This is a genomic window from Bradyrhizobium sp. ORS 86 (genome assembly GCF_045571475.1).
Lineage (GTDB): Bacteria > Pseudomonadota > Alphaproteobacteria > Rhizobiales > Xanthobacteraceae > Bradyrhizobium.
The window spans coordinates 2,796,341-2,817,977 of sequence record NZ_CP120699.1; the positions used below are offsets into that span (position 1 = coordinate 2,796,341).

The following is a 21,637-nucleotide window of genomic DNA, read 5'->3' on the forward strand; positions in this document are numbered from 1 at the left end:
AACTTTGTGGCCGTGCACGGCGCCGTCACGCAAAAGTGGAGGCCCACGGTCGGTGCGGGACCGACGCGCCCGATCCGGGCGTCAGCGCCGGCTTCATCACGCTGTCATGAACCACTGCGCGGCGCGCGTTCCGGCCTCCCGGCCGAGTAAGGACATGGCGCGCAGGGCGCCTTCGCGCTCCGATCGTGCGCGTCGAAGTGCTACAGTTCGACCCGGCATTCCACACTGAGGGACCTCGTCATGCCCGAGTCGACTCGAGATTTCGCCACCACCGCGCTGAGCGGATACGAGTTATTAGCTGATCCGCAGTTCAACAAGGGCACGGCGTTCTCCGAGGCGGAGCGCGAGGCATTCGACCTGCACGGGCTGCTGCCGCCCAATGTCGCGACGCTGGACGAGCAGGTCTCGCGCCGCCTCCAGGCCCTGCGCGGCTACGAGACCGATCTCGAACGCTATGCCTTCCTGCGCGAGTTGCAGGACACCAACGAGACATTGTTCTACGCGCTGTTGGTCGCCAATCTGGAAGAGCTGCTGCCGATCGTCTACACGCCGACCGTCGGCGAAGGCTGCCAGCACTTCAGCCGCTTATTTCGCAAGCCGCGCGGGCTGTTCCTCAGCATTCCGCACAAGAACCGGATCGATCGCATTCTGGCGCAGCCGCGCTTCGACAGGGTCGAGGCGATCGTCGTCACCGACGGCGAACGCATCCTCGGCCTGGGCGATCAGGGCGCCGGCGGCATGGGGATCCCGATCGGCAAGCTTGCGCTCTATACCGGCTGCGGCGGCCTGCATCCGGCGACGACGCTGCCGATCCTGCTCGATGTCGGCACCGACAATCCCGATTGCCTGGCCGATCCGCTTTATATCGGCTGGCGCAACGAGCGCATCCGCGGACAGGAGTATGACGACTTCATCGAGGCCTTCGTCGCAGCCGTGGTGAAGCGCTGGCCAAATGTCCTGCTGCAGTGGGAAGACTTCGCCAAGAACAACGCGACCCGCATGCTCGAGCGCTATCGCGATCGGCTCTGCACCTTCAACGACGACATTCAGGGCACGGCAGCAGTGGCGACCGGCGCCTTGCTGGCGGCGATCAACGTCACCGGCGTACCGCTGACCGAGCAGCGCGTGGCCGTGCTCGGCGCAGGCTCGGCCGGCTGCGGCATCGCCGGCCTGATCCGCGCCGCGATGCGCGATGCCGGCCTGTCGGAGAGCGAGGCCGCGACGCGCTTCTTCATGGTCGATCGTGATGGGCTGCTGCTGGAAGGCATGAGCGGACTCGCCTCATTCCAGCTTCCCTTCGTGCAGAAGACGCAGGCGATCGCGGGCTGGACGCTCACCCATCCCGACAAGATCGGGTTGCTCGACGTGGTGCGCAACGCGCGGCCGACCGTGCTGATCGGCGTGTCCGGCCAGGCCGGTGCGTTCTCCGAGCCGATCGTGCGCGCGATGGCCGAAATCAACCAGCGGCCGGTGATCTTCCCGCTGTCGAATCCGACCTCGCGCGCCGAAGCGACACCGTCGGACATCGAGACCTGGACCGAGGGGCGGGCGCTGATCGGCGTCGGCAGCCCGTTCCCGCCGATCACGCGCGACGGCACTCGCTTCAAGGTCGACCAGACCAACAACTCCTACATCTTTCCGGGCGTCGGCCTCGGCGCGCTGGCGGTCGGCGCCCGCCGCGTCAGCGACGGCATGTTCATGGCCGCAGCCAAGGCGCTGGCGAGTTCCTCGCCGGCTCGCGACAACCCGAAGCACAACCTGCTGCCGCCGGTCAGCGCGCTGCGCGACGTCGCAGTGACGGTCGCCCTGGCAGTGGCGATCCAGGCGCACAAGGAAGGGCTGGCCAAGGATGTTCCGGTCGATCAGATCGAGCAGCGCATCCATGCCAAGGTCTGGATGCCCCGTTACGCGCAGTACCGCCGAAGCGATCGACCTTAAGCGGAACGCGCATCAGCGACGCGCGACCTGCACCTCTATAGGAGGGGATGGGTCCCGCGACATCAAGCGAGCGGAGCGCTGTAGATCGGCTCGCTCCCGGCGATCACTCCCTCATCGCATGGGTGTCGTACCAGCCAGGCGGCGGGAATTGCGTCGCCGGATTCAGGTATTGCTTGGAGCCCTTGAGGCGAAACATCTTCTCCTGAACCTTGCCGACCATATTGAACATGCTTTTCGCCCCGCCGCCGAACAGGCCGAGGTCTCCATTGATGGCATATCCACGAAAGATGCCCTTGTAGAGCTCGATGGCTTCAAGTGCGCTGACCCACGTTCCAGGTAGCTCACTTCCAAAAAGGCCGCTGCTTCCACTCTTGAACTGCCAATCGATAAACCGTCCTTCCTTCGGAATCGTTGGACATTTCTGCATGGAGACAAGGGACTGGTCGATAATCCGATATTTCCGGTATCCCAGCCTTTCGAAGGTCTCAAATTCTTCGATGAGCTTCTTCCAGCTTGTCTTGTCGGACTCGATGGACACGAATCTGGGTAGTTCGGAAAGGCCCTCGAGAGACGCCAGGGCGTCGAGGTCGTTGCCTTCGATATCGATCTTGCAGTACCTCGGGACGCCGTGCTGCTTCAGAATATCAGCGAGTTTAGCGGCCTGTATCTTGAACGTCCGGCCCACGCCTGCGCCGAAACCCTTGTTTCTCTCGGACCAATCCGGATTGGTTGTTCCCCATTCCGAAACACGATCGTCGACGTAAAAATTGACGTTTCCGGGCGAGTTCGAAACGGCAACATTGACCACCGAGAGCGCGCCCGACGCGACGTATTCCGAAAAGCGCTTGCTGATGGAATCGCAGAATTCCGGCATCGCTTCTATGGCGACGACGCGAAATCCCTTTCTCAAGTAGAATTCAGTATCCTCGCCCTTGTGGGCGCCCACGTCGTAAATGAGAGTCTCGTCCATAGCTGGTCCTTTGCGCGCCCCACGGCCAAGAGGGTAGTTGGGAAAGTGACAATTGAGGGGCTGTTGCGCGGTTTGCACAACCGTCGAATTGGGACGCTGCCTGATCTGTCCTTTTCCGGCGACTAAAGTTCTAGTCTCCAGTTCCAGCCCGGCTGGAACCCTTGGGCTGCAATGTTGTTTGTGACCTAACGACACAACAATCAGGCACAATCCACGCGGGGGCCAGTCCGAGGGAGACAATCCCATGGCAACACTCGGCCTCGACCCCACCCGGCTTAGTTCATCCGAGCATCAGCTCCAGCTTCGTCGTGCCGTTTTCGCGTCCACGATCGGGACCGCGATCGAATGGTATGACTTCTTTCTCTACAGCACGGTCACGGGCCTCGTGTTCGCAAAGCTGTTCTTCCCGCACTCCGATCCCTGGGTCGGTACGCTGGAGGCCTTTGCGATCTATGCGGTCGGCTTCGTCGCGCGCCCGATCGGGGCGGCCATCTTTGGGCACTTTGGCGACCGTATCGGCCGCAAATCGACGCTGATCGCAACGCTGCTGCTGATGGGACTGGCAACCGCGGCGGTCGCCGTGGTGCCGACCTATTCGAGCATCGGCATTTGGGGCGCTGTGATCCTGACCGCGCTGCGCTTCATCCAGGGCATCGGCGTCGGCGGCGAATGGGGCGGCTCGGTGTTGATGTCGATGGAATGGGCGCGCAACGACCGCACCCGCGGGCTGATCGCTTCATGGCCGCAGTTCGGCGTGCCCTGTGGTCTGTTCCTCGCCAATCTTGCCGTGCTGGCGTTCAGCCAGATGTCGGGCGACCAGTTCCTGGCTTGGGGCTGGCGCATTCCGTTCGCGCTCAGCCTCGTCCTGGTCGTTGTCGGCCTCTACATCCGGCTCGGCATTCTGGAAACGCCGGTGTTCTCGAAGCTGCTTGCCGAGCGCCAGCTCGACCGGACGCCGATGCTGACGGTGATCAAGGACTATCCGCGGGAGATCCTGCTGTCCGCGTTTGCGCGCATGTCCGAGCAGGCGCCGTTCTACATCTTCACAGCCTTCGTGTTCTCCTACGGAATCGGTACGCTGCACCTCACGCGCGACCTGCTGCTCACCGCAGTCCTCGCGGCTTCGGTGGTGTCGTTCGTCTCGATCCCGGTGTTCGGGTACGTGTCCGACCAGATCGGCCGCAAGAACATGTACATGATCGGCGCGGCCGTGACCGGTGTCTTCGGCTTCATCTACTTCGCGATGCTCAACACCGGATCGGAGCCGATCGTCTTCCTCGCGATCGTGCTGTCGCTGATCCCGCACGACATGCAGTACGGCCCGCAGGCCGCCCTGATCGCCGAGAGCTTCACCGGACGCCTGCGCTATAGCGGCGCCTCGCTCGGCTACCAACTCGCATCCGTGATTGCCGGCGGCCCCGCGCCGCTGATCGCGGCCTGGCTGTTCGGCACCTTCAAGTCGGCGACCGCGATCGCAATCTATATCGCGCTTTGCGCGGTCATCACCTTGATCGCGACCGCGCTGATGACCGATTACACGGGCAAGGACATCAACGTGGCCAGCGCCCATGAGCGGCGTGCCTGACGCGGCAAGGGTTGAAGCAGCAAGGGAGATATCGACATGATCAAATGGCGAAGCGAATCGGCGCTTGATCTCTACAATCTGGTGGCGGCCATCTTCCTGCTCGCCGCGCCATGGCTGTTCGTGCACGCCAACCAGACGGCGGCGATCGACCTCAGGACCAGTGGCGCTGTAATCGCCGTGCTGTCGCTGGCGGCGATCATCGCGTTTTCGGTCTGGGAGGAGTGGGCCAACCTGGTCGTGGGCTTGTGGCTGATCGTCTCGCCATGGCTGCTCGGCTTCACGCATAGCCGCGCGATGCACTTCAGCATCGCCGCCGGTGCTGTCGTGGCGTTCATGGCGCTGCTCGAACTGTGGCTGGAATATGAGAAGACGCATCTCGGGCCGCCGGCGGCGCAGGTCACCGACAGGCATTAGAGCCGACCGTCCGCCCAATCCTGCAAGCCCGACGTACGCCTCGATCGGGCGCTCGCGCGCCGGTGATCGGACGTGATGAAATAACTTCGACAACAAATCGTTCTTGGTCACAGGAGCCGGGCTTGCCTCGGCTTCCACCACCCCGTGGAGAATCCTATGACCAAACTGACTTTCGCGGCGGTTGCTCTGGTTGCGGCAGCCGCATATTCGGCTCAGGCTTCCGCTGCCGGCGGCAATGCCGCGTCACGGCGCGCTCATGCGTCGACAACGGCCAGCAGCAAGACCGTCGATTGCGTGCGCGCGCCGAACGTTGGATCGTTCGCGACCGCTCCCTTCACCGAGCCACCCTGCATGCCCGGCACGATGCGCTGAGCACGCCCAGCAAAAAGCCCCGGACGTGATGTCCGGGGCTTGGCGCGATATCGTGAGGTTGGTCTATTCCGGCTTGCCGATTGCAACCTTCAGCGTGCCGACGCCGTCGACGCCGCATTCGAGCTTGTCGCCGGGCTGGAGCTGGGAGACGCCGGCCGGGGTGCCGGTCATGATGATGTCGCCGGCAGCGAGCTTCACTTGCTGGGAGAGCTGCCAGATGATTTCCGGCACGCTCCAGATCAGCTCGGTCAGATCCCCCTTCTGCGCTTCCTTGCCGTTGACGGTGAGCCAGATCTTGCCCTTCGAGGGATGGCCGATCTTCGAGGCCGGCTCGATCGCGGAGCAGGGCGCGGAATAGTCGAACGACTTGCCGACTTCCCACGGACGTTCCTTCTTGCGCGAAGCGATCTGCAGGTCGCGGCGGGTCAGGTCGATGCCGACGGCATAGCCGTAGACATGCTCAAGCGCCTTGTCGGCGGGGATGTTCAACCCGCCGCTCTTCATCGCGACGACAAGCTCGACCTCGTGATGCAGGTCCTTGGTCAGCGGCGGATAAGGGATGGTGGCGCCGTCCGCGACCAGCATGTCGGCATGCTTGGCGAAGAAGAACGGCGGCGCGCGCTCGTCATTGCCCATCTCGCGGATATGCTCGAGATAGTTGCGCCCGACGCACCAGATGCGGCGCACCGGGTAGGCGCCGGATTCTCCGACGACGGGAAGCGAGGGCTGCGGGGGAAGCGGAATGACATAGGAGGCGGCGTTCATGAGGCGGTTCTCGCTGCTCTTGTGGTGAACTTGATCTAGCCGGTGGCGCTGATCGGCGCCATGGCCAGCGGGGAAGGGTCGCTATAGTGCTGCAAGCGGAAGAACGAGGCGTAGCGTCCGCCGCGGCGCAGCAGCTCCTCGTGCCGTCCGCACTCCACGATCTCGCCGCCCTCGACCACTAGGATCGCGTCGGCATGCATGATGGTGTGCAGGCGGTGCGCGATCACGATCGTGGTGCGGTTCTGGCAGAGATGCTCGATCGCCTCCTGCACCTGCTTCTCGGATTCGGAATCGAGCGCTGCGGTGGCTTCGTCGAGCAGGATGATGGGCGCGTTCTTGATCAGCGCGCGGGCAACCGCGATGCGCTGGCGCTGGCCGCCGGAGAGTTGGGTGCCGTGCTCGCCGACCGGCGTGTCGTAACCGAGCGGGAAGCTCGTGATGAAGTCGTGCGCGCAGGCCGCCTTTGCGGCCTCGATGATCTCGGCCTCGGTCGCGCCCTCCTTGCCGAAGGCGATGTTGGCGCGAATGGTGTCGCGGAACAGGTAAACATCCTGGCCGACATAGGCGGTCTGCTGCCGCAGCGACTTGCGCGACACCGACGAGATCGACTGCCCGTCGATCAGGATCTCGCCTTCGCGTGCCTCGTAGAAGCGGAGCAGCAAGGCGAGCACCGTCGACTTGCCGCCGCCGGAGGGGCCGACCAGCGCGGTCACCTTGCCGGGCTCGGCGACGAAGCTCATGCGGTTCAGCACCGGCTCACCATCGCGATAGGCGAAGCTGACGTCGCGCAATTCGATCCTTGCGTCGGAGAGCTTGAGCGGCGGCTTGTCGTCGTCGGCCTGCTCGCTCGCCGGGCTATCGACCACCTCGAGCAGCATCCGCGCGCCGACCAACTGGCTGTTGAGGTCGATATTGAGCCGCGCCAGGCGCTTGGCCGGTTCGGTCGCCATCAGGAAGGCGGTCAGGAACGAGAAGAACTGGCCCGGGGTGGCGCCGAGTGCCACCACGCTGTAGCCACCATAGAGCAGGCAGCCGGCGACCGCGAAGCCACCGAGCATCTCCATCAGCGGATTGGAGCGATTGGCGACGCGGGCCATCTTGTTGGCGTTGCGCTCGACGATCGCGATGTTCTCGTCGATGCGCTGCTGCATGGTGTCTTCGAGCGTGAACGCCTTCACCGTGCGGATGCCCTGCAGCGATTCCTGCATCGTCTCCAGGATGTCGGCAGTGCCGGTGAACTGGTTGTAGGCGAGGCCCTTGATCCGCTTCACCAGCTTGCGCAGCACCAGCATCGCCGGCGGCACCGCGACCAGCCCGATGAACGACATCAGCGGATCCTGCCACACCATCACAGCGATCATCGCGACCAGCATCAGGAAGTCGCGCCCGATTGCGTTGACCAGCATGTTGAGCACGTCGGTGATCGACTTGGCGCCGGCCGTCAGCCGCGCCAGGAATTCCGACGAATGCCGCTGCGAGAAGAAGCCGATGCTCTCGCTCATCAGCTTGGCGAACAACCGTCGTTGATTGCTGGCGAGGATGGCGTTGCTGATCTTCGACAGGATCACCATGTGGCCGTAGGTCGCCACGCCCTTGATGAAGAGCAGCACGACGGTGATGCCGGCGAACATGGCGATGCCGGGGATGTTCTTATCCACGTAGGCCTGGTTGATCACCTGGCCGAGCACGTAGGTGGCGCCCGCGGTCGAGCCGGCCGCAATGGCCATCAGCGCGAACGCCATCAAATAGCGCCGCCAATAGGTAACCCCTTGTTCCATGACCAGGCGACGAATCAGGATCGCCGCGCCATAGGGATCGTCGGTAATTTTCTTTGGAAACTGGGCCATCCGCGTTCCATTGACGGCAGGCCTTGCCGGCCGTCAGGGTTGCGGAAACCTCCTTGCCCGCTTGTCAGCGCTTTTTCAAGCCCAATAACGGCTTGATTTTCAGGCCGATTCTGCCTGCAGCGGAAGGCCGCCACGCTCCCGGAACAGCTTCTCCTCCCAGTTCAGCGCATGGGTCGCGATGATCTCGATATTGTCGTAGCGCGGCGTCCAGTCGAGCAGTACACGGATGCGGCCAGTGTCGGCCACCATGGTCATGATGTCGCCAGGCCGGCGGGCCGCATAGGCGACGGCGAAATTGCGCATCGAGACACGACGCACCGCCTCGATGGTCTCGAGCACGGAATAGCCGCGGCCATAGCCGCAGTTCAGCGTCACCGATTGGCCGCCGGCGCGCAGGTAGGACAGCGCCGACCGGTGCGCCTCGACGAGGTCGCTGACATGGATGAAATCCCGGATGCAACTGCCGTCATGCGTCGGATAGTCGGTGCCGAACACGTCGATCTTGGCGCGCTGGCCGGTCGCCGCCTCGACAGCGACCTTGAGCAGATGGGTGGCGCCGACGGTGGCAAGGCCGGCGCGTCCTTGCGGGTCGGCGCCGGCGACGTTGAAATAGCGCAGCACGACGTAGCCCATGCCATGGGCGGTGGCGACGTCGTGCAGCATGATCTCGGTCATCAGCTTCGACGAGCCGTAGGGCGACAGCGGCCGCGTCGGCGCGATCTCGGGTACCGGCACGTGGTCCGGGTTGCCGTAGACGGCGGCCGTCGAGGAGAAGATGAAGCGGTTGACGCCACCCTTCACCGCGGCATTGAGCAGGCTGCGCGTCGTCATGGTGTTATTGCGGTAATAGCCGAGCGGATCGCGCAACGAGTCCGGTACCACGACGGAGCCGGCGAAATGGATGATGCTCTCAACCTTGTGCTGGGCGATCACGCCCTCGACGAGATTTTCGTCGCCGGCGTCGCCGATGAACAGCGGCACGCTCTCGGGCAGGAACGCGGAGAAACCTGTGGAGAGATTGTCGATCACGACGACGCTTTCGCCAGCATCGACCAGCGCGTGGACCATGTGACTTCCGATGTAGCCGGCGCCGCCGGTCACAAGCACGGTCATGGGTGCAGCTCTCCCGTTCTATTTGCCGGGAATGCTAGCGGCGCCGCGGTGAAGAGGGGGTTTCGTCGCGCCTGAACTGGCCACTATGCTTAATGTTGCGTATAGGAACTGGCGCGAAACGGAGACTTGCGTGCCGATCGAGAACATATCTGCCGGCGAGCTCGAACTGATCGTGCCGAACCTGCACCGACGCTATTCGGGCGTCACCGCAACCAACCGCATGGTGGCGCCAAAGCTCGCGCGGATGTTTCGCGCGGCATGGTTCGGCACGCACCGGCCCGACGGCATTGCGGCGATGGGATTCACCGACCTGCTGCGGCTGTGGCGCCGCCGCAGGCCTCTCATTTGGCACGCGCGGCGCAACGACGAGATGATCGCAGGACTCCTGCTGCGCGGGCTCGGCTGGCCGCTGAAGCTCATCTTCACCTCGGCGGCGCAGCGTCATCACACTTGGCTGACGCGCTGGCTGATCCGCAAGATGGACGCGATCATCGCGACCAGCCCGCTGTCGGCATCCTATCTCAAGCGCGAAGCGACGGTGGTGATGCACGGTGTCGACACCGATCGCTACGCGCCGCCGGCCGATCGTACGGCGGCCTTTGCCGAGAGCGGATTGCCCGGGCGCTATGCCATCGGATGCTTCGGGCGGGTACGCGCGCAAAAGGGCACCGACGTCTTTGTCGACGCGATGTGCAGGTTGCTGCCGCGCTATCCCGAATTCAGCGCCGTGGTGGTCGGCGCCGTCGTGCCGGAGCAGCAGGCGTTCGCAAACGACTTGAAGCGGCGCATCGAGGCGGCGGGCCTGCAGTCGCGCATCATTATCACCGGCGAGCTTCCGATCGAGGATGTCGTGCGCTGGTATCAGCGGCTGACGATCTATGCCTTCACCTCGCGCAACGAGGGCTTTGGCCTGACCTTGATCGAGGCGATGTCGGTCGGCGCGGCACTGGTGGCAGCGCGGGCGGGAGCCGCGGAGTTCGTGGTCGAGAACGGCGTCACCGGCATGCTGACGCCGCCGGGCGACGTCGAAGCGCTGGTGGCCGCGCTGGAGCCCTTGATGCGCGATCCGGCGGAGGCGACGGCGATGGGCGCGCGGGCGCAGGTGCGGGTTGTGGATAAGTTCAGCCTGGACGCGGAAGCGAATGCGATCGCCGCGGTCTATCGGACGCTGATCTGAGCCAGCACGCGCTGAGCAGTCTCGACGACGTCGATGGCGGGGAGGTCGCGCATGCAGCGATGGTCGTTCATCCGGCAGATGGTGCTCTGGCACGGTTGGCACGACAGCTTCGCTTTGGTCTGCTGCATGGTGGCGGCGAGGCCGTTGATGGGAGCCCAGAGATAGGGGCTGGTCGGGCCAAAAATGCCCATGGTCGGCGTGCCGATCGCGGCTGCGATATGCATCAGCCCGGAATCGTTTGATATTGCGACGCTGGCCGCGGCCATCGCCAGCACGCCATTGCGGAGGTCGGTGCCCGTGAGATCGCGGACCCGGGCGCCGCCGGCGGCGACGATCTCCTTTGCGAGCGACTTTTCGGCAGGGCCGCCGATCACCCAGACGTCAAATCCACGCTCGGCGAACAGACGCGCCGCCTCCGGATAGTAGGTCCAGCGCTTGGAGGCGCCGACCGAGCCTGGTCCGAGCGCGATGGCTGGACCGGTTCCCAGGCCATTGGCTCGCCGCCATCGTGCGACCTCGTCGGCGGGAACCTGGAGCTGCGGCACCGGCCATTCCGGCGGCAGCGGCGCGCCGTTGGGCAGGGCGAGCGAAGCATTCTGGTCGATGAAGCGCGGCAGCTTCTTCTCGCCCCAGCGCATCGCATTGATCAGGCCGAAGCGGGCCTCGCCGAAGAAGCCGATCCGCTCCGGGATGCCGGCCAGCGTCGGCGCAATCGCGGACTTCCAGGTGCCCGGCAGCACCAGTGCGGTGGCGTAGTTCCGGGTCCGGAGCTCAGCCGCGAGCGCCCGCTGCCGCCCCACCGCCAGCCGGCTGCGGGGCAGATCGGAGATGATCCCGGCACGCACGCCCGGCATGTAGTCCACCAGGGGCGCACACAGGCGGGTGACCAGCAGGTCGACCGGTCGATTGGGCCAGCGCTTCCGGAGCACCCGGATGACCGTGTGGCCCCGCACAAAATCCCCAATCCACATATAGGGAATGACGAGGATCGGACGGGTGTCCGCGGCATCCTCTGTCTCAATGCCTAATATTGAATCGGAATTCATATCTAAAAGGGTGCCAGGCCGGACCGGTTGCGGCCCCGTCGGTAACCGGTTCGCGTCTGGAGGTAAAGCCGTCGTTGCTTGCGGCGCCGGAGTGGGGCAAAGCTGGCGGCTGCAGTGGACTTGGGTGGGATTTCGCAATGTTTCTGGTAACCGGGGGTGCCGGTTTTATCGGATCGAACGTCGTCGCCGCGTTGAATGACGCCGGGCGCAGCGACGTCGCGGTCTGTGACATCCTCGGCAGCGACGGCAAGTGGCGGAACCTGGCCAAGCGTCAGCTCGCCGATCTTGTGCCGCCCGCAGAGCTCGGCCACTGGCTGGAGGGGCGGTGCCTCGACGCCGTCATTCATCTTGGCGCCATCTCGGAGACCACCGCGACCGATGGTGACCTCGTCATCGAAACCAATTTTCGCCTGTCGCAGCGGCTGCTCGACTGGTGCACGGCCAGCCACACGCCGTTCATCTATGCTTCATCGGCGGCCACCTATGGCGACGGCAATCAGGGTTTCGATGACGATCCATCGGTGGCGGCGCTGAAGCGGTTGCGGCCGATGAACCTCTACGGCTGGAGCAAGCAACTGTTCGACCTCGTGGTCGCCGAGCGCGCGGCGAAGGGAGAGCCTCTGCCGCCGCACTGGGCCGGGCTGAAATTCTTCAACGTGTTCGGCCCGAACGAATATCACAAGGGTCCGATGATGAGCGTGCTGGCGCGCCGCTTCGACGACATCAAGGCGGGCCGCGTCGTGCAGCTCTTCAAGTCGCATCGCGAGGGGATCGCCGACGGCGACCAGCGCCGCGACTTCATCTATGTCGACGATGTCGTGCGGGTGATGATGTGGCTGCTCGCAACTCCGTCGGTCAGCGGGCTGTTCAATGTCGGCACCGGCAAGGCGCGCAGCTTCAAGGATCTCATTGTCTCGGCGTACAGTGCGCTCGGCGCGACGCCGAACATCCAGTACATCGACATGCCCGAGCAGATTCGCGGCAGTTATCAGTATTTCACGCAGAGCGAGGTCGATCGCCTGCGGCACGCCGGCTACAACGGCGGCTTCACGGCGCTCGAAGATGCGGTCGACGCCTATGTGAAGGGCTTCCTCGACCGCGCCGATCGATATCGCTGAAGCGGGGCACGGTCACAGATGTTCGATTTTGAAGCCCTGTTGCATGCAATGTCCGGCCAGACCGTGCTCTGCGTCGGCGACCTCATGCTCGACGAGTTCGTGTACGGCGAGGTGTCGCGAATTTCTCCGGAAGCGCCGGCGCCGGTGATCGCAGCGCGGCGCAGCGAGATCCATATCGGTGGCGCCGGCAATGCCGCGCGCATCGTTGCCTCGCTCGGCGGGCGCTGCATCTTCATCGGTCTGATCGGCGAGGACGACGCGGGCGCCCGGCTGCAGGCCGTGCTGGGCCGGGAAAGCCGGATCGAGAGTATATTGGTGCATGATCCCGGCCGGCCGACCACGCGGAAGGTGCGCTTTGTGTCCGAGCATTTCTCGACGCACATGCTGCGCGCCGACTGGGAGCAGTCGGTGCCTGCTTCCGCCGAGGTCGAGCAGAAGCTGATCGATGCCATCCTGCCGCAGCTCGCGCGCGCCGATATCGTACTGCTGTCGGATTACGCCAAGGGCGTCCTGACCGCGCGGGTGATCCGCAACACGATCGATGCGGCGCGCGAACTGGGCAAGTCCGTGATCGTCGATCCGAAGAGCCTCAATTTCGCGATCTATCGCGGCGCCACGCTGCTCAAGCCAAACCGCAAGGAATTCGCCGAGGCGACCCGGAGCCGCGCCGATTCGGACAGCACGATCGCGGCCGCCGCCGAGGATGCGATGCGGCTTGCCGACTGCGAAGCCATGCTGGTGACGCAGGGCGAGCACGGCATGACGCTCGCGCTGCGTGACAAGGGGATCATCCACGTGCCGTCGCTGCCGGTGAAGGTGCGCGACGTGTCAGGTGCGGGCGACACGGTGGCGGCGACGCTGGCGCTAGCGCTGGCTGCGACGGCAGACTGGGAGGCCGCGCTCAGGATGGCGACCGCTGCAGCCGCGGTGACCGTCGGCAAGACCGGCACCGCGATCGTCAGACCCGATGAATTGCGGCGACGGATTCTGCCGCATGCGTCGCTTGCCGCGGAAGAAAAGATCGTCGCGGCCGGCGGCGATATCGATGCTTATCTTGCCGAATGGCGCAAGCAGGATCTACGCATCGGGTTCACCAACGGCTGCTTCGATATTCTTCATCCCGGCCACGTCAAGGTGCTGACCGCGGCGCGCGGCGCCTGCGACCGTCTCGTCGTCGGTTTGAACAGCGATGCCTCGGTGAAGCGGCTGAAGGGAGAGGGGCGCCCGGTGCAGGATGCGCAGGCGCGCGCCGAGGTGCTGGCGGCGCTGGAGGCCGTCGACCTTGTTGCGATTTTCGAGGAGGACACGCCGATCAACCTGATCACGAAGGTGCGGCCGAGCGTGCTGGTCAAGGGTGGCGACTACACCCGCGAGCAGGTCGTCGGCCGTGAGATCGTCGAGGCGTCCGGCGGCGAGGTGTTGCTGGTCGATATCCTGGCCGGGCACAGTACGACGTCGCTGGTCGATCGGGCCCGCGGGGGCAAGGCGTGAACGCGAGCACGGCTTCCCCGACCTCGGCCGCGGCGCTGCCCGCCTGGCGCGATCCGGCGCGGTGGGCGACGACGACCGACGTGATCGCCGTCCTGATCGCGCTGTCGCTGCCCTGGTCCACCTCGCTGGTCGGCATCTTCGGCGTGTTGCTGCTGATCGCGGTCGCTCCGACAATCGACCTGAGGGCGTTCTGGGCGTTGGTGAAGCAGCCGATCTGCGCGGTACCGGCCGCGCTGTTTGGCCTCGCGCTCGTCGGAACGCTCTGGTCGGACGCCGTCTGGGGCGCGAGGTTGTATGCGGTGGAGCCGACAGCGAAGCTCCTGGTGCTTCCGTTCCTGTTCTATCATTTTCAGCGCTCGCGACGTGGAACGTGGGTATTCACGGCTTTCCTGGTGTCCTGCACGCTGCTGATGGTGATGTCCTGGCTGGTGCTGGTGCATCCTGGCCTCTCGCTGAAGCCGTCGGGAGGCGCCGAACGCGGCATCTTCGTCAAGGACTACATCAACCAGAGCCAGGAATTCACGCTCTGTGCGGTCGCGCTGGCCTATCCGATCGTGATGCTCTTGCAGGCCAAGCGCATCGCGCTGGCCGTGCTGCTGATCGTGATCGCCGTGAGCTTCTTCGCCAACATGGCGTTCGTGGTGGTGTCGCGGACGGCGCTGGTCACGGTCCCGATCATGTTCGCGGTGTTTGCGCTGCTCCATCTGCGCTGGCGCAGCATCGCCCTGATCCTGTGCGGGGCTGCCGCGCTCACCGTAGTGGCTTGGTATTCGTCGCCCCAGTTGCGATGGACCGCCGAGACGTTCAGCCGCGACTACCAGCTCTACATGGAGCGCAACGAGCCGACCTCGATCGGCCTGCGGCTTGAGTTCTGGCGAAAGTCGCTCGGCTTCTTCGCCGAGGCGCCGATCATCGGACACGGCACCGGGGCGACGCGAGGTCTGTTCGAGCGCGTCGCGACGCACGTCCAACGGCAGGCTTCAAGCGAAGTGATCGGCAATCCACACAATCAGACGTTGAACGTCGCCGTGCAGTGGGGCATTGTGGGGGTCGCCATCCTTTATGCCATGTGGATCCTGCACCTTTTGCTGTTCCGCGGCGGCGGGCTCGCCAACTGGATCGGGCTCCTCGTCGTGGTGCAGAATATTTTCACTTCATTGTTCAATTCGCACATCTTCGATTTTCACGAGGGCTGGATGTACGTATTGGGTGTCGGGGTCGCCGGCGGCATGGCGCTGAAAGCACGATCGGCGGCGAGCGTGGAACTTGAGCGCCCAATCCGTCCATGATCGCTGGCATGACCGTCGCAGATACGCTATCAGCCTCGATACCTTGTCGCAAAACCCACAGTTGCCGCTAAGCCACCCGCATACATGACGCGCCTTTCACAATTCACTCTGCGCAACTTCCTGATTCTGATCCATGACGCGCTTGTGACGGCGTTTGCGCTGGTGGCGACCTTCTATTTGCGTTTCGAGGGCAGCCTTCTTACGGACCGGCTGCCGCTTTTGATGCGCGTCCTGCCGTGGTTCGTGCTCTTCAGCATCGTGGTCAGCTATCTCTGCAACCTGACCACCGCGAAATGGCGGTTCACGTCATTGCCGGATGCCGTGAACATCCTGCGCGTCGCGGCGGTGCTGACGCTGGCGCTCGTGGTGCTGGACTACGTCTTCATCTTCACTGAAACAAGCTCGCATGGCGTCGTCTTTCTGGGACGCGTCACGATCATCCTCTTCTTCTTCCTCGAGGTGTTCGGGCTGAGCGCGCTGCGCCTCGGCTACCGCTATTTCCGCTATTCTCGCACGCGTCTTCATGCCCGCTCCGACAACGCTGCACCGGCACTGCTGGTCGGACGCACCGCTGACGCGGAAGTCGTGCTGCGCGGCATCGAGAACGGCGCCATCAAGGGACTGTGGCCGATCGGCGTGCTGTCGCCCTCGGCCGCCGATCGGGGCCAGAAGATTCGCAACATTCCCGTCGTCGGCGGGGTCGACGACATCGAGCCCGTGATTCGCGACTTCGGCGTTCGCCAGCGGCCGATCAAGCGGGTGGTCATGACGCCGTCTGCGTTCGAGCCGGAGGCCCATCCGGAAAGCGTGCTGATGCGCGCCAAGCGACTCGGCTTGATCGTTAGCCGTATGCCCTCGCTCGAGGGCGGCGACACACCGCGGCTGACCAATGTCGCGGTTGAGGATCTGTTGCTGCGTCCGAGCCACAAGATCGACTATGGGCGGCTCGAGACCCTGGTGAAGGGCAAATCGGTCATCGTGACCGGCGGCGGCGGCTCGATCGGGGCGGAAATCTGCGATCGTGTCGCAACCTTCGGCGCGGCACGCCTGCTGGTGATCGAGAATTCCGAGCCGGCGCTTTACGGGGTCACCGAAGCGCTGTCGGCCCGAGGCACGGCCGCAGTGGTCGAGGGCAGAATCGCCGACATCAGGGATCGCGAGCGCATCACACGGCTGATGAGCAACTTCAAGCCCGACATCGTGTTCCACGCGGCTGCGCTCAAGCATGTGCCGATCCTCGAGCGCGACTGGAGCGAAGGCGTCAAGACCAACATCTTCGGCTCAGTGAACGTTGCCGACGCGGCGCTGGCCGCCGGCGCTTCGGCGATGGTGATGATCTCGACCGACAAGGCGATCGAGCCGGTGTCGATGCTGGGGCTGACCAAGCGGTTTGCCGAAATGTATTGCCAGGCGCTCGACCACGATTTGATGGCCGGAGCCGACGGCAAGCCGCATATGCGCCTGATCTCGGTGCGCTTCGGCAACGTGCTGGCCTCCAACGGCTCGGTGGTGCCGAAGTTCAAGGCTCAGATCGAAGCAGGCGGCCCGATCACCGTCACGCATCCGGACATGGTCCGTTACTTCATGACGATTCGGGAGGCTTGCGACCTGGTGATCACGGCCGCCACGCATGCGATGACGCCGGCGCGTCCTGACGTCTCGGTCTACGTGCTGAACATGGGACAGCCGGTCAAGATCGTCGATCTTGCCGAGCGGATGATCCGCCTGTCCGGCCTGCAGCCAGGCGTCGATATCGAAGTCGTGTTCAGCGGCATTCGACCCGGCGAGCGGCTGAACGAGATCCTGTTCGCAAGTGAGGAGCCGACCATCGAGATCGGCGTCGCTGGCATCATGGCAGCGAAACCAAACCAGCCGCCGATGTCGACGCTGCGCAAGTGGCTGGCGGCGCTGGAGGATGCCATCGAGAGGGACGACCGAGCGACCATCCGCGCCGTGCTGAAGGACGCCGTGCCTGAATTCGGATCGAATGCCGCCTGATCGCGCCGTCGCGCGCGGCAGGACCATCTCGAAAGCCATCGATGCGCAAGCCCAATAAAGTTGTCGTCGTCAGCCAGCATTATCCGCCGGATCACAGCACGACTGCCGCGATCATGGCCGCGATCGCCGAACGGGTCGCACAAGATGCGGAGGTCGTGGTGGTGTCCGGCATGCCGGGCTCGGCGAGAGAGCCCCGGCCCGGACGGCCGACGGTGGTCGAGATCCGGAACTGGTTGCCGGACAAGGCCGCGCTGATCAAACGCGCTCTGGCCGAGACGTTGTTCACCTGCCGGATCTTCGTCGCGCTGTGGACGCGGCTGCAGCGCGGCGACGTCGCGCTCACGGTCACCGCGCCCTTCGTGCTTCCCTACGCCGTGGCTGTCGCGGCGAGGCTAAAGGGGGCGAAGTCGGCGCTGATCCTGCACGACCTGTTTCCTGATGTGCTCGTCATGGCCGGGCTACTGAAGCCGGCCTCTCTCGTCGCGCGCACAATGCGGGCGATCAATGGGCTGATGTTCCGGGCGCTGAACGTCGTCATCGTGATCGGCCGCGACAGCGAGAAGCTATTGCTGCGGTACCGTGGAATGACGCCAGACAGGATCAGGTTCATTCCGAACTGGACCACGCTGGTGCCGGGCATTCGTCCCGTGGACTCCGACAATCCGTTTCGCAGGGCGATCGGCGCCCGTTTTGTCGTCGGCTTGTCCGGCAATCTCGGATTCACTCACGATCCGGACATCGTGTTTGAAGCGGCGCGGCTGCTGCGCGGCGAAAGCGATATTCATTTCCTGCTCTCGGGCTGGGGGATGGGCTTTGACCGGCTGAGGGAGATGCAATCCGCGGATCGGCTGGCCAACGTCACGCTGGTCGATCGGGTCGCGGACACTGATCTCGACGCGTTACTCTCCAGCGCCGACGTCTGGCTGATTCCCTATCGCAAGCACGTCGCCGGCGTGTCGGTGCCGAGCCGGTTCTACAATCTGCTCGCGGCGGGCCGTCCTGTGATTCTGATCTCGGAAGCCGAGGCCGAGGCCGCACTCACTGTGAAGGAAAACGAGCTCGGCTGGGTCGTGGAACCCGGCAAGCCGGATCAACTCGCCGAAGCCATCAGGCAGGCGTCGCGTTCGCAGGACACCGCGATGGCGGAGCGCGCGATTGCGACGGCCCGGACCTTCAGTCCCGAACGCGCCCTTGGCAGTTACGCCGCGCTCGTCGGCGAGCTATTGTGCAACCGCGATGTGGAGCGGACGGCATGAGTAACGGTCATCGACCGACGGTTTTGGTCACGGGGGCGAGCGGCTTCGTCGGCCGTCACCTGGTGCCCTTGCTGGCCAGTAACGGCTGGGTGGTGCGGCGCGCGGTGCGGACTCCGCCTCAGGATGCAAACGAGGTGGCGATCGATACGCTGGGGCCAACCACCAATTGGCGCGAAGCGGTTGCCGGCGTGGACGCGGTGGTGCATCTCGCCGCGCGTGTTCATCACCAGAAGGAAGAACACGCGATCGAGCTCTACCACAACGTCAATGTCGGGGGGACGCTACACCTGGCGCGGTCGGCGATAGCCGCGGGCGTGCGGGATTTCGTGTTCATCAGCACGATCCTGGTTCATGGCCGCAGCAACAATGGGCGTCCACCATTTCGCGAGGACGACACGCTGACGCCGCGCGGTCTCTACGGCATGTCGAAGGCGGCTGCGGAAGCCGGCTTGAGTGAACTGGTGGCGGGCAGCGGCATGAAGGTCACCGTCGTCCGTCCGCCGATGATCTATGGCGCCGGGGCAAAAGGGAACTTTGCACTGCTCGAAAAAGCCGTGAAGCGCGGTGTTCCGCTTCCCCTGGCCAATATTCACAATCGTCGCGCGTTCCTGTCGGTGGAGAACCTGGCTTCGTTTATTCTCCACCGCCTTGAGCATCCGGGGCAGGATTTCGACGTATTTCTGGTGGCGGACAGCGAGCAGGTGTCGACGCCGCAATTCATCGAGCGGCTCGCCCATGCAGCACAGACCTCGCCACGTCTATTCCGGTTGCCCGCACCGCTGTTGAGCACACTGCTCAAGGCCAGCGGTCGAAGCGAGGCCAACGACAGCCTGCTGGGCTCACTCGAGCTCGATTTGTCGAAACTCGGCACGATTGGATGGCGGCCGCCGCTCAGCCTCGATGACGGCCTGAAACTCGCCTTGAGTCGGTGACCACCCTGATCTGGCCGTGGCCGATCAAGGCATCCTTGGTTGCGAGAACCGATGCAGCAGGAGGGCGACGGCGAGCGCGCCGGCCAACAGCAGGACAATATCCGCGGCGAGGCTATTCAGGGCGACCGAGGTGATCGCAAGCAGCGCCAGCACGACATTGAGCACGAAGACCTCGCCGATGACGCGCCATACCGTAAATCCGTTGTCGGTCGCGCGCTGGTAGAAGTGCGAACGGTGCGCGGCCCAGAACGGCTCGCGTCGCGCCATCCGGCGAAGCAGCGTGACCGTCGCATCCGCCAGATAGTACAGCGGCAGCAGCAGCGCGGCTGCGAATTGCTGATGCAGCGCGAGCTGCAGCAGGCACCAGCCGAGGAGCAGGCCGATCGGCAGGCTGCCGACATCGCCAAGGAAGATTCGTGCGACCGGCCGGTTGAACGGGGAGAAGCCGAGCAGCGCCCCGCACAGCGCGGCGGCGACGATCGTGGTCGCAGCCGGGACATGGCCGAAGCTGCCGAGCAGGGCGACCGCCACCGTGATCGGCACGGCTTCGGCTGCGGTCATCAGGTCCAGCCCGTCCATGAAATTGACGAGATTCACGAACCAGAGGCCGGCGACCAGCAGCAAGCCGCGCTCGAGCCAGAGCGGGCAGGCCGGAACGATCCGCAGATCGCCCGGTGCGGCGAACACCACGACGGCGACGGCCGCGGCTTGCAGCAGCAATCGGGGGACAACCGGCAGGGGGCGGACATCGTCGGCGAAGCCCACCACCGCGATGAACAGGCTGGCGGCGAACACCACGAAGGGAGGAGTCAAGTCCGACAGTCCGGCGAGGACGAGGACGATCGCCCCTGCGAGCAACGTGGCCACGGTGACCGCGATGCCGGCTCCTTGTGGCGTTGGAATCTTGTGCGACGAGCGGGCATTCGGCTTCGCCAGCGCCACGCGCAGCAGCATCGGCCGCGTCGCCTGGATCAGCATGGCCGAGATCGATGCGGCCAGAACCGCTGCGATGAACGACAGGAGGATTTCGAAGCTGGTCATGGCAGTCGACGGCTATTCCGATGCCGGCACTTCGATCGGCGCAGCGCCCTTCGCGGCTTTCTCCGGGCTCAGTATCCACACCAAGCCGCCGAAGATGCCGACCAGGAATGATATCGCACCGAACAGCAGCGAGACATTGACGCCCTCATTCGCGATCAACCCGGCATATCCGAAGGCCAGTCCCATCGTGGCTTCGCGCACGCCCCAGCCCGCGATCGAAATCGGCATCATCGTGATCAGCATGACCGGCGGCAAGAGCTGAAAGATCTGGCCGAACGTGACCGGCGCCGCGATCGACCGCACCACGCACCAGCCGATCACGGCCGTGACCACGTGAATCATCAAGGAAAGCACGATCACCTTCAGCCCGCGCTTGCGGCTGAACAGCACCCGGTTCGCAATCACGGCACAGGCATGTACGTGATGCGTCCCCCACCACCGCTTCAACCACGGCCACGGCAGCACGCCGATCAGCAGGAAGCCGAATCCGGCCGCGAGCGCCGCGAGATCGAGCAGCAGCAGGGCCGTCCAGCCGTGGGGATCGGAAATCAACCGGTAGCTCCACGGCAGGGTGGCGGCGATAACAACGGCAAGCGCAATGAGTCCGATCGCGCGATCGACGAAGATCGAATAGGTCGCCGCGCGCCAGCCCGCGCCGTTGCGCGCAACGAGCCACAGCCGCACCGCGTCGCCGCCGATCGAGGACGGCAGCGTCTGGTTGAAGAAGGTACCGATCATGTTGAAGCGCATCGCCTGCGCGGTCACGAGCGGCGCGCCGCATTCCACACTGATCTCCCGCCAGCGCAACACGCCGAGAAAGATTTGGCCGATCGTGACCGCGATCGCGAGCCCGAGCCAGCCGAGACTCTCGGCCTGGATGCGCGAGGCGAGATCATACAGATTGACCTTGCGCAAGGAGAGATAGAGCAGCGCGGCCGAGATCAGTATCTTGAGGGTAGAAAGCAGGATTCGGCGCATTTCGCCCGCGTTTGCCCAGTTTCAGAATGTGTCAAAAAACCGCGCAAAAAGGCTTTCGCGCGCCCAAATTCGTCGCCTTGGTATGGTGTCCGCACCGATCTGGCAATAGCCGCGCGGCTGTCATTGCCGCTAGCCTGACAAATGGGGCAAAGAGGCCGAAACGGGACTGTCCGCTGTGCACCGGGTACAATACCGGTAAGATCTGACCTGACGCACGGGATCGCATGATGCTACACGTTAATAGTGCTTCCCGAGCAACAGGGGCGTCGATCACGGCCGCCTTCGCGCAATTTTGATGTGTTATCCG

The 21,637-nt window shown here is 64.4% G+C and carries 18 protein-coding genes; 11 read left to right on the forward strand and 7 right to left on the reverse strand.

The features are described from left to right. Positions 1-240: 240 nt before the first annotated feature. A complete protein-coding gene (locus P6U25_RS12580; RefSeq protein ID WP_407151486.1) occupies positions 241-1,938 on the forward strand; it encodes an NAD-dependent malic enzyme in 1,698 nt (565 codons plus the stop codon). A 103-nt stretch (positions 1,939-2,041) separates the two neighbouring features. On the opposite strand, the gene P6U25_RS12585 is transcribed toward P6U25_RS12580, so the two are convergent. Beyond that, positions 2,042-2,908, reverse strand: a complete 867-nt coding sequence (locus tag P6U25_RS12585) for an FkbM family methyltransferase (RefSeq protein WP_407151487.1) — start codon at positions 2,906-2,908, stop codon at positions 2,042-2,044. Positions 2,909-3,152: 244 nt separating this feature from the next. On the opposite strand from P6U25_RS12585, the gene P6U25_RS12590 reads away from it, so the two are divergent. The 3 genes from P6U25_RS12590 to P6U25_RS12600 all read left to right on the forward strand — a co-directional run bounded on the left by P6U25_RS12590 (position 3,153) and on the right by P6U25_RS12600 (position 5,279). Continuing rightward, positions 3,153-4,493, forward strand: a complete 1,341-nt coding sequence (locus P6U25_RS12590) for an MFS transporter (RefSeq protein ID WP_407151488.1) — start codon at positions 3,153-3,155, stop codon at positions 4,491-4,493. A gap of 36 nt (positions 4,494-4,529) precedes the next feature. Then, a complete protein-coding gene (locus P6U25_RS12595) occupies positions 4,530-4,907 on the forward strand; it encodes an SPW repeat protein (protein ID WP_407151489.1) in 378 nt (125 codons plus the stop codon). Positions 4,908-5,063: 156 nt separating this feature from the next. Beyond that, positions 5,064-5,279: a hypothetical protein gene (locus tag P6U25_RS12600; protein ID WP_407151490.1), complete on the forward strand. Its 216-nt coding sequence runs from the start codon at positions 5,064-5,066 to the stop codon at positions 5,277-5,279. A gap of 63 nt (positions 5,280-5,342) precedes the next feature. On the opposite strand, the gene P6U25_RS12605 is transcribed toward P6U25_RS12600, so the two are convergent. The 3 genes from P6U25_RS12605 to galE form a co-directional block, all read right to left on the reverse strand. Further along, positions 5,343-6,044 carry a fumarylacetoacetate hydrolase family protein gene (locus tag P6U25_RS12605; protein WP_407151491.1) on the reverse strand — a complete coding sequence of 234 codons (702 nt, stop codon included), beginning with the start codon at positions 6,042-6,044 and terminating at the stop codon, positions 5,343-5,345. A gap of 35 nt (positions 6,045-6,079) precedes the next feature. Further along, positions 6,080-7,891, reverse strand: a complete 1,812-nt coding sequence (locus tag P6U25_RS12610; protein ID WP_407151492.1) for an ABC transporter ATP-binding protein — start codon at positions 7,889-7,891, stop codon at positions 6,080-6,082. Between the two features lie 99 nt (positions 7,892-7,990). After that, positions 7,991-9,004, reverse strand: coding sequence for a UDP-glucose 4-epimerase GalE (gene galE / locus P6U25_RS12615; protein ID WP_407151493.1), 1,014 nt, complete (start codon positions 9,002-9,004; stop codon positions 7,991-7,993). Positions 9,005-9,089: 85 nt separating this feature from the next. Between galE and P6U25_RS12620 the strand changes: the two genes are divergently transcribed. After that, complete coding sequence (locus tag P6U25_RS12620; RefSeq protein WP_407151494.1) at positions 9,090-10,181, forward strand: glycosyltransferase family 4 protein; 1,092 nt, start codon at positions 9,090-9,092, stop codon at positions 10,179-10,181. On the opposite strand, the gene waaF is transcribed toward P6U25_RS12620, so the two are convergent. Further along, positions 10,163-11,227 carry a lipopolysaccharide heptosyltransferase II gene (gene waaF / locus P6U25_RS12625; RefSeq protein ID WP_407151495.1) on the reverse strand — a complete coding sequence of 355 codons (1,065 nt, stop codon included), beginning with the start codon at positions 11,225-11,227 and terminating at the stop codon, positions 10,163-10,165. The two genes, P6U25_RS12620 and waaF, sit on opposite strands and share 19 nt — an antisense overlap. A 137-nt stretch (positions 11,228-11,364) precedes the next feature. On the opposite strand from waaF, the gene rfaD reads away from it, so the two are divergent. The 6 genes from rfaD (at position 11,365) to P6U25_RS12655 (ending at position 19,311) form a co-directional block, all read left to right on the forward strand. After that, positions 11,365-12,345 carry an ADP-glyceromanno-heptose 6-epimerase gene (gene rfaD / locus P6U25_RS12630; RefSeq protein ID WP_407151496.1) on the forward strand — a complete coding sequence of 327 codons (981 nt, stop codon included), beginning with the start codon at positions 11,365-11,367 and terminating at the stop codon, positions 12,343-12,345. An 18-nt stretch (positions 12,346-12,363) separates the two neighbouring features. Then, positions 12,364-13,836, forward strand: a complete 1,473-nt coding sequence (gene rfaE1 / locus P6U25_RS12635) for a D-glycero-beta-D-manno-heptose-7-phosphate kinase (protein WP_407151497.1) — start codon at positions 12,364-12,366, stop codon at positions 13,834-13,836. Next, complete coding sequence (locus tag P6U25_RS12640; protein WP_407151498.1) at positions 13,833-15,125, forward strand: O-antigen ligase family protein; 1,293 nt, start codon at positions 13,833-13,835, stop codon at positions 15,123-15,125. Before rfaE1 ends, P6U25_RS12640 begins: the two co-directional genes overlap by 4 nt. Before the next feature lie 84 nt (positions 15,126-15,209). Next, positions 15,210-17,123 (forward strand): SDR family NAD(P)-dependent oxidoreductase, encoded by a 1,914-nt coding sequence (locus P6U25_RS12645; RefSeq protein ID WP_407151499.1) that lies wholly within the window; start codon positions 15,210-15,212, stop codon positions 17,121-17,123. A gap of 41 nt (positions 17,124-17,164) precedes the next feature. Continuing rightward, positions 17,165-18,379 carry a glycosyltransferase family 4 protein gene (locus tag P6U25_RS12650; protein WP_407151500.1) on the forward strand — a complete coding sequence of 405 codons (1,215 nt, stop codon included), beginning with the start codon at positions 17,165-17,167 and terminating at the stop codon, positions 18,377-18,379. Continuing rightward, a complete protein-coding gene (locus P6U25_RS12655) occupies positions 18,376-19,311 on the forward strand; it encodes an NAD-dependent epimerase/dehydratase family protein (RefSeq protein WP_407151501.1) in 936 nt (311 codons plus the stop codon). The genes P6U25_RS12650 and P6U25_RS12655 overlap by 4 nt, the downstream gene beginning before the upstream one ends. Positions 19,312-19,335: 24 nt before the next feature. Here the strand turns inward: P6U25_RS12655 and P6U25_RS12660 are convergent, their stop codons facing one another. After that, on the reverse strand, positions 19,336-20,352 hold the full coding sequence (locus P6U25_RS12660) for an MraY family glycosyltransferase (RefSeq protein ID WP_407151502.1): 1,017 nt from the start codon (positions 20,350-20,352) through the stop codon (positions 19,336-19,338). Between the two features lie 12 nt (positions 20,353-20,364). Continuing rightward, entirely contained in the window at positions 20,365-21,330 is a 966-nt protein-coding gene (locus P6U25_RS12665) for a lysylphosphatidylglycerol synthase transmembrane domain-containing protein (protein WP_407151503.1), read from the reverse strand. Positions 21,331-21,637: the final 307 nt, after the last annotated feature.

Coding starts and splice junctions, on each gene's coding strand:
- P6U25_RS12580 (WP_407151486.1), top strand. CDS start 241: ATGCCCGAGTCGACTCGAGATTTCGCCACCACCGCGCTGAGCGGATAC.
- P6U25_RS12585 (WP_407151487.1), bottom strand. CDS start 2,908: ATGGACGAGACTCTCATTTACGACGTGGGCGCCCACAAGGGCGAGGAT.
- P6U25_RS12590 (WP_407151488.1), top strand. CDS start 3,153: ATGGCAACACTCGGCCTCGACCCCACCCGGCTTAGTTCATCCGAGCAT.
- P6U25_RS12595 (WP_407151489.1), top strand. CDS start 4,530: ATGATCAAATGGCGAAGCGAATCGGCGCTTGATCTCTACAATCTGGTG.
- P6U25_RS12600 (WP_407151490.1), top strand. CDS start 5,064: ATGACCAAACTGACTTTCGCGGCGGTTGCTCTGGTTGCGGCAGCCGCA.
- P6U25_RS12605 (WP_407151491.1), bottom strand. CDS start 6,044: ATGAACGCCGCCTCCTATGTCATTCCGCTTCCCCCGCAGCCCTCGCTT.
- P6U25_RS12610 (WP_407151492.1), bottom strand. CDS start 7,891: ATGGCCCAGTTTCCAAAGAAAATTACCGACGATCCCTATGGCGCGGCG.
- galE (WP_407151493.1), bottom strand. CDS start 9,004: ATGACCGTGCTTGTGACCGGCGGCGCCGGCTACATCGGAAGTCACATG.
- P6U25_RS12620 (WP_407151494.1), top strand. CDS start 9,090: ATGCTTAATGTTGCGTATAGGAACTGGCGCGAAACGGAGACTTGCGTG.
- waaF (WP_407151495.1), bottom strand. CDS start 11,227: ATGAATTCCGATTCAATATTAGGCATTGAGACAGAGGATGCCGCGGAC.
- rfaD (WP_407151496.1), top strand. CDS start 11,365: ATGTTTCTGGTAACCGGGGGTGCCGGTTTTATCGGATCGAACGTCGTC.
- rfaE1 (WP_407151497.1), top strand. CDS start 12,364: ATGTTCGATTTTGAAGCCCTGTTGCATGCAATGTCCGGCCAGACCGTG.
- P6U25_RS12645 (WP_407151499.1), top strand. CDS start 15,210: ATGACGCGCCTTTCACAATTCACTCTGCGCAACTTCCTGATTCTGATC.
- P6U25_RS12650 (WP_407151500.1), top strand. CDS start 17,165: ATGCGCAAGCCCAATAAAGTTGTCGTCGTCAGCCAGCATTATCCGCCG.
- P6U25_RS12655 (WP_407151501.1), top strand. CDS start 18,376: ATGAGTAACGGTCATCGACCGACGGTTTTGGTCACGGGGGCGAGCGGC.
- P6U25_RS12660 (WP_407151502.1), bottom strand. CDS start 20,352: ATGACCAGCTTCGAAATCCTCCTGTCGTTCATCGCAGCGGTTCTGGCC.
- P6U25_RS12665 (WP_407151503.1), bottom strand. CDS start 21,330: ATGCGCCGAATCCTGCTTTCTACCCTCAAGATACTGATCTCGGCCGCG.